The organism is Peptostreptococcus sp. MV1, assembly GCF_000758885.1.
In the GTDB taxonomy this organism is placed as follows: Bacteria; Bacillota; Clostridia; order Peptostreptococcales; family Peptostreptococcaceae; genus Peptostreptococcus.
On the sequence record NZ_JRNB01000087.1, the window covers coordinates 21,954 to 33,266 of the forward strand.

At 38.7% G+C, this 11,313-nt stretch carries 11 protein-coding genes; 8 read left to right on the top strand and 3 right to left on the bottom strand.

Going from position 1 to position 11,313, the window contains the following annotated elements; genetic code table 11:
- Positions 1–345 precede the first annotated feature (345 nt).
- Positions 346–684 carry a type IV toxin-antitoxin system AbiEi family antitoxin domain-containing protein gene (locus tag HMPREF1639_RS09275; protein ID WP_198021072.1) on the top strand — a complete coding sequence of 113 codons (339 nt, stop codon included), beginning with the start codon at positions 346–348 and terminating at the stop codon, positions 682–684.
- On the top strand, positions 677–985 hold the full coding sequence (locus tag HMPREF1639_RS06585) for a nucleotidyl transferase AbiEii/AbiGii toxin family protein (protein ID WP_036764642.1): 309 nt from the start codon (positions 677–679) through the stop codon (positions 983–985). The genes HMPREF1639_RS09275 and HMPREF1639_RS06585 overlap by 8 nt, the downstream gene beginning before the upstream one ends.
- Positions 986–1,013: 28 nt before the next feature.
- Here the strand turns inward: HMPREF1639_RS06585 and HMPREF1639_RS06590 are convergent, their stop codons facing one another.
- The 3 genes from HMPREF1639_RS06590 to HMPREF1639_RS06600 all read right to left on the bottom strand — a co-directional run bounded on the left by HMPREF1639_RS06590 (position 1,014) and on the right by HMPREF1639_RS06600 (position 2,464).
- The gene (locus HMPREF1639_RS06590; RefSeq protein ID WP_036764645.1) at positions 1,014–1,346 is read right to left on the bottom strand and encodes a type II toxin-antitoxin system RelE/ParE family toxin; all 333 of its coding nucleotides are present in this window, start codon (positions 1,344–1,346) and stop codon (positions 1,014–1,016) included.
- Positions 1,343–1,648 (bottom strand): type II toxin-antitoxin system RelB/DinJ family antitoxin, encoded by a 306-nt coding sequence (locus HMPREF1639_RS06595; RefSeq protein WP_036764646.1) that lies wholly within the window; start codon positions 1,646–1,648, stop codon positions 1,343–1,345. Before HMPREF1639_RS06595 ends, HMPREF1639_RS06590 begins: the two co-directional genes overlap by 4 nt.
- Positions 1,649–1,912: 264 nt before the next feature.
- The gene (locus HMPREF1639_RS06600; RefSeq protein WP_036764649.1) at positions 1,913–2,464 is read right to left on the bottom strand and encodes a biotin transporter BioY; all 552 of its coding nucleotides are present in this window, start codon (positions 2,462–2,464) and stop codon (positions 1,913–1,915) included.
- A gap of 235 nt (positions 2,465–2,699) precedes the next feature.
- Here HMPREF1639_RS06600 and aroF point away from each other — a divergent pair, with 235 nt between their 5' ends.
- The 6 genes from aroF (at position 2,700) to HMPREF1639_RS06630 (ending at position 11,164) form a co-directional block, all read left to right on the top strand.
- A complete protein-coding gene (aroF, locus tag HMPREF1639_RS06605; protein WP_052045446.1) occupies positions 2,700–3,524 on the top strand; it encodes a 3-deoxy-7-phosphoheptulonate synthase in 825 nt (274 codons plus the stop codon).
- Between the two features lie 5 nt (positions 3,525–3,529).
- Positions 3,530–5,452, top strand: a complete 1,923-nt coding sequence (gene aroB / locus HMPREF1639_RS08965; RefSeq protein ID WP_052045447.1) for a 3-dehydroquinate synthase — start codon at positions 3,530–3,532, stop codon at positions 5,450–5,452.
- A gap of 14 nt (positions 5,453–5,466) precedes the next feature.
- Positions 5,467–6,318 carry a DUF5685 family protein gene (locus HMPREF1639_RS06615; protein WP_036764652.1) on the top strand — a complete coding sequence of 284 codons (852 nt, stop codon included), beginning with the start codon at positions 5,467–5,469 and terminating at the stop codon, positions 6,316–6,318.
- Positions 6,319–6,339: 21 nt separating this feature from the next.
- Positions 6,340–7,689, top strand: a complete 1,350-nt coding sequence (locus HMPREF1639_RS06620; RefSeq protein WP_242847296.1) for an MATE family efflux transporter — start codon at positions 6,340–6,342, stop codon at positions 7,687–7,689.
- A gap of 98 nt (positions 7,690–7,787) precedes the next feature.
- Positions 7,788–8,465: a class A sortase gene (locus HMPREF1639_RS06625; protein ID WP_036764654.1), complete on the top strand. Its 678-nt coding sequence runs from the start codon at positions 7,788–7,790 to the stop codon at positions 8,463–8,465.
- Positions 8,466–8,917: 452 nt separating this feature from the next.
- Entirely contained in the window at positions 8,918–11,164 is a 2,247-nt protein-coding gene (locus HMPREF1639_RS06630) for a cell wall-binding repeat-containing protein (protein ID WP_036764657.1), read from the top strand.
- Positions 11,165–11,313: the final 149 nt, after the last annotated feature.

An 11,313-nucleotide genomic window follows, 5' to 3' on the forward strand; every position in this document is an offset into this window, starting at 1 on the left:
CTGTAAATTAGCCTTCTATGGCTAATCCGCATATTAGGCAGTTAAAAAATAAATATTTGATTATTGGGAAGGTTGGTGAAAATCCAGCCTTCTATTGTTTTATAGTATTATAATTCTTTGTCAGTTAGCATTGATGAATAAAATTGCTTGTATGATATATACCTTGCTATTCTACGTCCACCTCTAAATAGCATTTACATTTATATACTCTGATGATATCGTGTACTTAGTGAAAGAACATTATGATTGAAATTAAGGATATTGGTGTATTTGAAGGAATATCGGATTCTACACTTGAGAGAATATACGAATTATCTGAGAGAGGGGCATAGACTGACAGATAGATTGCCTTTTACTAATGAGGTAACCGTAAAGCAAGGTTATAATGCATGGCGTATTAAGGACTCTGTGATTGTTCATCAAGTAAAGAAAGAATGGTACGAACTTGGTAAAGCTGAAATTAAAACGGATATGGGAAATTCTGTATATGTTTATGATATGGAAAGAACCATTTGTGATTTGGTAAGAGATAGAAAAAATCAAGATACAGAGATATTTTCTAAGGCTTGGAATCTATATATCAAGAAAGACTCTAAGGATATATGGAAATTGAGAGAGTATGCTAAGGAATTTGGAATAGCACAGCAAATTGAAGAGATACTAGAGGTGATTGCATATGAATAAGGATAGCGTAACACAGAAACTAAGAAATAAAGCGAAGGAGCTTGGTTTAAATTATAATTTAGCATTAAGTAAATTTTTCTTTGATGAATTTTTGAAGCTACTTTCTAATAGCGCGCATAGAGAAAATTTTATGATTAAGGGTGGTATGCTATTAACTTATTCTTTAGGTGTACAAAATAGAGCCACTCAAGATATTGATTTTTTAGTTAAGGGATTTCCATTAGAGCCCGTAGAGATGAGAAAACTTTTAAGGCAAATGAGGGGTCTTTTGAAACCACCGACCTTGAGATATTTTAAATAAAAAAGAGAGCAAATCTTGCCCTCTTTAACTAGTCATTTGTATGTTTGATAACATCTTCAATGTTTCTGCCTGAACAGAAAATACGAATAATGGAAACGGTGGATAACTTTTCATCAACACGATAAAAAATCATGTAATTATCAACCGGTACTTTATATATTTTCATGGAAGCCCAAGGCTCCCACTCAACAAGGGAATGCCTTGCCGGAAATGTATCAAGGGAGCGAATCATCTTTCTAATACGTGATGATTGATTCTCGGCTGCAACACGTGCTTGTAATGAAAAAAGAATATACTCGTATATTTCTGTTAAATCCTCAAGTGCCTGTGGTGAGTAAATTACTTTATAGGTTTTACTCATATACCATATTCCTTTGTAAAGTAGTCATCGACTTCATCCGCGCTATAGGCTTTTCCGGTATTTAAAGAATAGATTCCTTTTTGCAGTTCTAAGTCCAGTTCTTCTTTGGTTAGACTGCCTAGAGCTAAAGGTTTTTTAGACGGAAGACGAAGTTCAAAAGGCATGCCTTTTTGAAGAACAATCTGACTGTAAAGCATCTGTATTGCACTTGATGGAGAAATTCCAAGTTGACTTAAGATGCTTTCCGCGCTTTCTTTTAAGTTTGTATCAATTCTTGCATAAACAGCACTTGTATTTGCCATGAGTTTCACACTCCTTTCTTGTCTATATTATACAAGAAAGTAAATGCAAATGCAAGCATACGCAAGCGAAACGAGAATCATAGATTTAATAAAAATGCGTATTGTGAACTACCCATAGGCTTTAGATTATGGGTAGTTCACAAGCTAAAAGAATATACAACCATAAAACAAGAAACCAAATAAAAACAAATCAGACCTCAACGACCAACAATGGTAAACACCTTGAGGTCTAATTATATCCAAGCCAACCATCATTTCAATCTTCTAAAACTCAATATACCTAGCCAATCTCTGTCCAAGCAAGACTGCGATGGCGCAGCTTGCAAGGTCCTTTACAAAGGCCAATGGGAATAGGCTGACCAAGCATGCTAGATAAGAAATTTTAGTGCCCATTGCATAGTTCAAAATAAAATAAGTATAAAGACTACCAAAGGCATAGGTAAATACCATACCAAGCAGGCAAGCTAGAAATAGCTTTACGAATGATCCAGTACCAAGTTTTTCCCTAAAATATCCAACCAAGTAGGCAGTGATTATAAAGGCTACTAGGTATCCAAATGTAGGTTTTAGTATGTACTGAGGTCCCCCACCTTCTGTAAATATTGGAAAACCTACCAAGCCGATTAATACATAGACTAGGACAGATAGTCCACCTCTTTTAGAACCAAGTAGCATACCAGCTAGCAATACAAATGTAAACTGGAAGCTAAATACAGTCACAGGAAATGGTATCCTGATAAAGGCCCCTATAGCTATCAGGGCTGTAAATAACGAACATAGAATCATTGTTTTTGTGTTCAAAAATTTCTTACTCATACAAACTCCTCCTAAATAAAAATATCTCAAAATAATTAGCATATAGTAAACCAAACATATTGATAGGTTTACTAATCTTATGTATCATAGTTTACCACATGAAAACCATATTGTAAACCATAAAAATATAAAAGTTTACTATATAGGCCTTTATAATATTTACTTATATTTGACCTGCAAAATATGCTATAATGTACTTTAGCGTATTTTTAAAATACTTAGAAAGGAGGTCTATATGATTGAAGGTTTAAAGAGGACAAAAAGGGATTTTAGCAAGGAGTCTAGACCCATTAATATAAATACGGATAAAGGAATTTTAGAAATAGGTGGCAAGTCGCCTATCATAATAGCAGGCCCATGCTCTGTTGAGTCAGAGGACCAGATAGTTTCAATTGCTAGGTCTGTCAAGGCTGCTGGAGCCAATCTCTTGAGGGGAGGAGCCTACAAGCCTAGAACATCTCCCTATGATTTTCAGGGGATGAGGGCAGATGGCCTAGACCTACTGAAAATAGCCAAGGAAGAAACTGGTCTGCCAATAGTATCGGAAATAGTTGGTATCAGCCACTTGGACCAGTTTGCAGATGTGGATATACTCCAGGTAGGGGCCAGAAACATGCAAAACTTTGAACTGTTAAAGGAACTGGGCAAGATAGGCAGGCCAGTCCTACTAAAAAGAGGCTTTTCTTCCACTATAAAGGAGTGGCTGATGAGTGCAGAGTACCTAATGTACCATGGCAATGACCAAGTCATCCTGTGCGAGAGGGGGATCAGGACCTTTAGTGACGTTACTAGGAATACCCTAGACCTATCAGTAGTACCGATTTTGAAAGAAGTCAGCCACCTACCAATAATAGTCGACCCTAGCCACGGAACAGGAATATCTAGCCTAGTGGGGTCTATGTCATTGGCGGCAATAGCAGCAGGGGCAGATGGCTTGATGATAGAGGTCCACAACGACCCACAAAATGCCCTATCAGATGGAGACCAGTCCATACTGCCGAGTAAATTTGCCCAGATAGTTGACCAGGTGGGCAAGATCAAAATAGCTTTAGAGGGTTAGTTGCGATGGTAAATAATAATGTAAATAAAAGGCATATAAGTGCAGATACAAACATAGATACAAACATAGATACAGACGTAGATACAGACGTAGATACAAATATAGATACAAACATAGATACAGACGTAGATACAAAGAGTACCTCATGCAAGTCAATTAAAATAGATACAAAGAGTAAGTCATACGAGCTTCTAATTGCTAGAGGCATCCTTGCCCAAGTAGGTGAGCTAATACTAGACAAACTACCATCGAGCAGGGGCAGCAAGATATGTATAGTTACGGACAAAAATGTTGATGCTCTTTATTCAGAGTTATTAGACCGGTCCCTAGTAAGGGCTGGATATACCACATCAAAGTACCTAATAGAGCCAGGTGAAGCCAGCAAGGACCTAGGCAACTACCAGGCAATTATAGACCATATGTCAAGTCAGGCTATGACTAGGCAGGACATAGTTATAGCCCTAGGTGGTGGCCTAGTAGGTGACCTAGCAGGTTTTTGTGCGGCAACCTACCAGAGGGGTATAGGCCTAGTCCAGCTACCTACCAGCCTGTTAGCCATGATAGATTCCAGTGTAGGTGGCAAGACTGCTATCAACACCAGCCATGGAAAAAATCAAATAGGGAGCTTCTACCAACCAGATTTGGTAGTATGTGACCCAGATTGCCTAGCAAGTCTAGGAGACCTAGACTGGGCATCAGGCATGGGAGAGATGATAAAGTATGCCATATTAGACAGGTCCATGGATATAAACAAGATAGGTTCTAGATCAGACCTAGATGGCCTAATGGAAAATATATACCAAGCCATAAGCATCAAGGCCAAATACGTCCTAGCAGATGAACTTGACAGGGGGCAGAGGCAGGCCCTTAACCTAGGTCATAGCCTAGGTCACGCCATAGAGGCACTCAGTAACTACCAGCTCAGACATGGTCAGGCAGTAGCAATAGGTATAAACCTAATATCAAGGTATGCAGTTGCCAAGGGTATGATGAAGTTTTCAGACCTTATCACCATAGTTATGGCCCTAGACAAGGCAGGCCTGGATATAGGGTGTCCATATGAAATGAGCCAAATGCTATCCCTGATAAGATCGGACAAAAAACGTCAGGGAGACAGGATAAGTCTAATAATTCCAAGGAGCATAGGTGACTGTCAGATAATCGATACACCAATTGATGACCTGGCAGCTTTTGACACAAAAACCCCAGACAGCTACAAGGGTATGAAGTTCGGACTCCTAGGAGAAAAGCTATCCCACAGCAGGTCCCCTCAAATCCATGCCAGACTAGCAGACTACGACTACCAGCTATACGAGATAGACAGGGATAGGATAGACGAATATATGGAAACCTATCCACTAGATGGGTCCAATGTGACAATACCCTACAAAGAAACAGTCATGAAATATTGCAATGACCTCTCCGATAGGGCCAAGTCTATAGGGGCAGTCAACACCCTAGTCAAATTAGGAAATGGTAGCCTATATGGGGACAATACAGATTACTACGGTTTTTCCAAGATGGTAGAGGACCTAGGCCTAGATGTAGGGGGCAAATACGTCCTAGTACTGGGCAGTGGTGGAGCATCACTGACAGTCAAGGCCTATATGGAAAATCACGGTGCAGGTCGTATAGTTACCATATCAAGAAGTGGTCAGGACAACTACCGAAATATAGATAGGCACTATGACAAGGCAGAAATTATAGTAAATGCAACACCGGTGGGTATGTATCCAGACCTAGACCAGTCACCACTTGACCTAGCTGGATTTAAAAGGCTAGAGGCAGTCCTAGACCTTATTTACAATCCAGAGGAAACTAGGCTAATCAGTCAGGCCAAGAAGATGGGAATTGCATCAGTAAACGGAATGATAATGCTAGAAGAACAGGCAAGACTAGCCTCATTTATCTTCAAGCAAAAGATATAGATAAGGAAAATAAAATGTTTGGTTATGTAAGAATAAACAAAATGGACCTAACCTTTCGTGAATATGACCACTACAAGGCCTACTATTGTGGCCTATGCAAGTACCTAAAGAGAAACCACACAGAGCTATCTAGGTTGACTATCAACTATGACATCACATTTCTCATAGTCTTGCTCAGCTCCATATACCAGCCGAGCGCCCAGGTATTTCACGAAAAGTGCATAGTAGATCCAGTAAAAAAGAAAAAACACATCATCAACGAAGTCACAGAGTATGCGGCAAGTATGAATATATTGCTAGCCTATTACAAGCTAGAAGATGATGTTAATGATGAAGGTGGTATCAAGTCTAGACTAGCCAGACGTGCCTACAAAAAATCCTTCAAGACAGCCTATGACAAGTATCCTCAAAAGGCAGAATATATAAGGGCCTGTCTAGAAGACCTAAGGTCTCTAGAACAAGACCTGTCTAGCTCCATAGACCAGACCTCAAACTGCTTTGGAAGGCTACTAGAAGAGATATTTGATTATAGGGATGATGAATACAGGGATAGGCTGAGGAAGGTAGGCTTCAACATAGGCAAGTACATATATATTATGGATGCCTACGAAGACCTAGACGAGGACCTAGAAAAAGGCAGATACAACCCCTTCACTAGTTATAGAGAGGATAGAGATGGCCTAAAAGACAGGGTAGACAAGCTAATAGGCATGACCCTGTCCAGACTAGAAGGAGCCATACTTGACCTAGATATCAAGGTCAACATGGCAATAATAGACAATATAATATATTCAGGCGTCTACCTTCGCTACAAGGGCCTAATAAATGGAGCTAACAAGAAAAAACAAGAAGAAAATATGAAATAATAGGAAAGTAAGGTAAGAATTTTGTCGAATAAATCAAAGAAAGAAAAAATAAATGAAAACAAGATGGGGTCCATGCCTGTCAAGAGGCTAATACTCAGCATGTCAGCCCCCATAGTTGTATCCATGCTAGTCCAGTCCTTATACAATGTAGTGGACAGTGTCTTTGTAGCGCAGATTAGCGAAGAGGCAATAACAGCAGTATCAATGGCCTTCCCACTCCAGCAGTTGATGATGGCAGTAGGCTTGGGTACAGCAGTAGGTGTCAACTCCTACCTATCAAGAAGCCTAGGGGCTAAGAAATTCTCCCAGGTCAACAGGATAGCCAATAACGGTCTATTTCTAGCATTTATGAGCTTTTTAGTCTTCTTCCTGATAGGACTCTTCCTATCAGAACAGCTAATATCAATTCAGACTGACAACCTTGAAATCATCAGTCATGGGCCGGTATATCTAAGAATATGCCTGATGGGGTCATTTGCCATACTCATGCACCTAATGTTTGAGAGACTCTTACAGGCAACAGGCAAGACACTATACACCATGATAGCCCAGATGACAGGAGCCGTCATAAATATAGTCCTAGACCCAATCATGATATTCGGTTGGTTTGGCCTACCAGCAATGGGCCTATCAGGAGCAGCAATAGCAACCGTCATATCACAGTGGATAGGCTTTCTATTGATAGCCTACTTCTGCATCAGCAAGGAAAAGGACATAAACATCAGCTTCAAATATATGAAGCCAGACCTCAAGATTATAAGGGATATATATGCGGTGGGAATCCCATCAATAATAATGATATCAATAGTATCGGTTACCATATTCTCGCTCAACCAGATACTATCCAGATTCTCAATTACAGCAGTAGCCCTACTAGGCATATACTTCAAGCTGCAGAGCTTCATATTTATGCCGGTATTTGGACTCAATAACGGAATAATACCTATAGTAGGCTACAACTACGGAGCCAACAACAAAGAGAGAATGAGAGAAGTCATATTCCTAGGCATGAAGTATGCAGCCGGGATTATGTTCGTTGGAACCATGATAATGATGATATTCCCAGACCAGCTCCTAGGCCTATTCAACGCATCACCACAGATGATGAAAATGGGACGAGTAGCCTTTAGGGTATTTAGCACCAGCTTTGTATTTGCAGCCATATGCATAGTATCCACAGGAGTATTCCAGGCAATTGGCAAGGGAACGCTCAGCATGACCATATCCATCATCAGACAGCTAGTAGTCCTAGTCCCCCTAGCCTACCTATTCTCACTGACAGGGAACGTAGACAGGGTATGGTGGAGCGTACTGATAGCAGAGCTAATAGCCCTAAGCATATGCATCAAAAATATTAAAAAAATTTTATAATATAAACTGTTATAGCCTACCCACCTATGATATAATTCTAATAGGAGTGTAGGCTATTATCATATAATAGGCTACTTATAAGAGTTAGGAGGAGAAATATGAAAAAATTGGGACTACTACTGGTACTAGTGGGGATAATATTTGTATCAGTACCAAAAATATCAGAATATATGTTGATGAAAAACAGCCAGGATATAGACATATCCAAGCTATCAGACAAGGACTTGGAAAAAAATGCCAACAAAAACAAGAACAACTATGACGCATCCAAGATAAATCCAATAGACATAAACGGAGTAATCTTGAATAGGGAAAAGGCAGACCTATCAAAGGTGGTCGGCCAGCTGGTAATACCATCAATCAATAAAAATATAGCAATCTTTGACGGACTAGAAAACAACAGCTTGATGTATGGGGCCTGCACTATGAAACCAGGCCAGCAGATGGGCCAGGGTAACTACGCCGTAGCAGGTCACTACTGCAAAAATGACAAGGTACTATTTGGTGGTCTAATGAAGATCAAAGACGGCGACATCATCAAGTTGACTAACAAGAAGAACATCTATGAATACAAGGTGGTCAAGACTATGAAGGTCAAGGAAGACAGGACAGACCTGATAGGTGACGGACTCCTAGGCCAGTACGATGGCAGGGCCATAGTGTCCTTGATGACGTGCTACTACGATGTAGAGGGCTATAGGTACTTTGTGATAGGTAGCTTTAGTAGGTTGTACCCTTACTCACAGGCAAAGATGCTAGAAGGTATAAGTGGATAGGAAGTAGATTAAATACACTCAGTATTTATAGTATAATAATTAAAATATTAGAAGAAGAGGTTGAAAGGGTTTTAAGGAATTACATTGCCTAGTCGGTAGGCAGGTAAGTACCATAAAAATAAATAAAAATTATATGTAACAAAAAAGTTACAACACCAATACCTAGGGGGAATTTAGTGTCATAGATGTCACTGATCCCCCTTGTAAATATAAGAAGACTAATGTATAATAATACAGGTAATGATGTATTTGTAAATGAATAAGGATAGAAAATAGGGTCACTGAGTCTATTTTTTTGAATTTTTTTGCAAAAACATCTTGAAATTATTACAATTTTGTAATAATATTAAAGTGTGAGAAATGTATGGTTACGTATATTTATTTGATGTTCGGAATCATAAGGAATTGTTAAAAGAAATGTAATCAATAATATGTTTGGGAGGAATGAAAACATGAAGAAACAAATAGCTGTTTTAATGGCTGCTGCGACTGCAGTAACAACTGTAGCTCCAGCGATTGCTACTGCTGCTGTAAATGAACATTCAGAGGTATCTGTTGCAACAGTAAATGCAAAGATAAAGGAAGCTTTGGACAAGAAATTTAAGTCTGAAGTAAATGAAGGTATAGGTAAGGATGACTTCAAGAAGACTGATGACGTTAAGGATTATCAGAAGTCTCAGTACCTTGTAGTTTTATCAACTAAGGGTACAGTAACTGACAATGAAGCGAATGGCTTATTGACTGATGCTGACAAGAAGGCTTATAATGATTTTATAAATGATTCAGAAGCTAAGAAAGTAACTGGCGGTAAGGAATATGTAGTTACAGATGCTGCTAAGGTATCAGGTCTAATAGAAAAGTTAGTTCTTTCTGGTGATGAGACAGTAGTTTCAATAATAGACAAGGGTGCTACTAAGGATGGTGAAGCAGTTGAAATAATAACTGATAAGTTAGTAAAGTCTGGTTCTAAGGTGGATGAAAAGACTCAGCAGAGTTCTAAAAAAATTGTTGAAGTACTTGCTAAATTTATAAAGACTGATAAAAAAGCTGGTTTCGTTGATGAACTAAAGGTAGATGAAAAGGCTTATGATGCTTCAAAAGATTATACTGATGCTAAAAAGATAGAAGTGAAGTTAACTAGTGGTAAGGAAATCAAGATAAAGGAAGGCGACAAGGCTATAGATCTTGAAACAGTTATGACTGATAAGACTGAGTTAAAGATTTATGATGCTGAAAGTAAGAATCCAGTTGAAGGTGTTGACCAGTCAGTTTATGATAAGATTACTGGATTTAAAAATCTTGCAACTGATGATGATAAGAAGGTTCAGCGTGACGTTGCGACTGGTGATGTAGAAGTTTATACTCTAGATGACGTGGATACTAAGGAAGTTAAGATAGAGGATATATTTACTAAGGACGGTGGATATACTGAAGCAGGTGCTGACTTTATTAATAAGATTAAGACTGCTAGAGATAAGACTGGTATATTTAATCATGCTGGTACTAGCTATAAGGTTGACCAGACAGCTTTAAAGAATGCATTAAAGGCTGCCAAGATAGTTGAAAGAAATGGTCAGTTTGCTCTTGAATTTGTTGTGGCTGCAAAGGATGCAAATGATGAATTGAGAGATGTTAAACTAAAAATATCTATGAGTGGTAAAAATGCTGTTGATCTTCAGACAGTTAAGGATGACTTAAATACAGATGAAGAAGTAGTTGTTGGTAAGTTTGTTAAGCTAATAGGTGCAGACAGATATGCAACTGCCATAAAGGTTTCTGAAGAAACGTTTGAGGATAAGAAGGCGGATTCCGTAGTAATAGTGGGTGGAGCTTCTGTAATAGACGGTCTATCTGCAGCTCCTTTAGCTTCTGCCAAGAATGCTCCTATACTTTTAGCTGGCAAGAAGGGTCTAAGTGCTGATACATTGAACGAAATAGAAAGAGTATGCGACAAGTTATATAATAAGACTGTTTATATTGTAGGTGGACAAGATTCTGTAACTAAGGATGTTGAGAAGCAGTTAAAAGATAAATTCCCAAGTGTTGTTATTAATAGGATAGCTGGATCTGATAGATATGACACATCTCTTAAGATAGCAAAGAGATTGAAGGATGATAAATCCATTTCAAATAGAGCTTTTGCAGTTGGTGGTAAGGGTGCACCAGATGCAATGTCAATAGCTCCAGTGGCTGCTGATAGAGCTTATAACAAGGGCAAGGTAAATCCGATTATAGTAGTTCCAAAGGATGCTGTTTCTAAGGATGTTAGAGACTACCTAGGAAATTCTAGTATAAATGATATAGTTGCTCTAGGTGGAGAGTCTACAATATCTACTCAGGCTCTTAAGGACTTAAGGGCTATTGCTGGTGGTGCTTCTATAGAAAGAGTGTATGGCGAAAGCAGATATGCAACTAACCTAGCGATACTTAAGAAGTACTACTCTGCTAGTGGCATAAAGAAAAATGGTCTAATAGTAGCAAGTGGTGCAGAGGATAAGTTGGTTGACGCTCAGACTGCAAGTATTTTTGCAGCAGGAAAAGAAACTCGTCCAATAATGCTTGCTGGTAATAAGGCAACTGATGATCAGGCTGACTACTTAAAGAATAATAAGAAGGATTTAGCTAAGAAGGTTTACCAGGTTGGTGGAGTTGTATCTGCTGACGTTATGAAGACTGTTGTTGAAAAGTTAGGTCTTTAATATCTACTGATAAATAGAAATAAATACTAAACAATTAGTAATAAGGGTATGGATAGAGGATTTCCTCTATCCATACTTTTTGGGTTCTATAATATATGGTTCTATAATATATAGCGTTGATGGTAACAAAAATGCTTTCAAAGTCGTAA

Excerpts from the sequence above, each read along its gene's own strand:
- HMPREF1639_RS06615 (WP_036764652.1), top strand. The coding sequence starts at position 5,467 with ATGTTTGGTTATGTAAGAATAAACAAAATGGACCTAACCTTTCGTGAA.
- HMPREF1639_RS06585 (WP_036764642.1), top strand. The coding sequence starts at position 677 with ATGAATAAGGATAGCGTAACACAGAAACTAAGAAATAAAGCGAAGGAG.
- HMPREF1639_RS06630 (WP_036764657.1), top strand. The coding sequence starts at position 8,918 with ATGAAGAAACAAATAGCTGTTTTAATGGCTGCTGCGACTGCAGTAACA.
- HMPREF1639_RS06600 (WP_036764649.1), bottom strand. The coding sequence starts at position 2,464 with ATGAGTAAGAAATTTTTGAACACAAAAACAATGATTCTATGTTCGTTA.
- HMPREF1639_RS06590 (WP_036764645.1), bottom strand. The coding sequence starts at position 1,346 with ATGAGTAAAACCTATAAAGTAATTTACTCACCACAGGCACTTGAGGAT.
- HMPREF1639_RS06595 (WP_036764646.1), bottom strand. The coding sequence starts at position 1,648 with ATGGCAAATACAAGTGCTGTTTATGCAAGAATTGATACAAACTTAAAA.
- HMPREF1639_RS06625 (WP_036764654.1), top strand. The coding sequence starts at position 7,788 with ATGAAAAAATTGGGACTACTACTGGTACTAGTGGGGATAATATTTGTA.
- aroB (WP_052045447.1), top strand. The coding sequence starts at position 3,530 with ATGGTAAATAATAATGTAAATAAAAGGCATATAAGTGCAGATACAAAC.
- aroF (WP_052045446.1), top strand. The coding sequence starts at position 2,700 with ATGATTGAAGGTTTAAAGAGGACAAAAAGGGATTTTAGCAAGGAGTCT.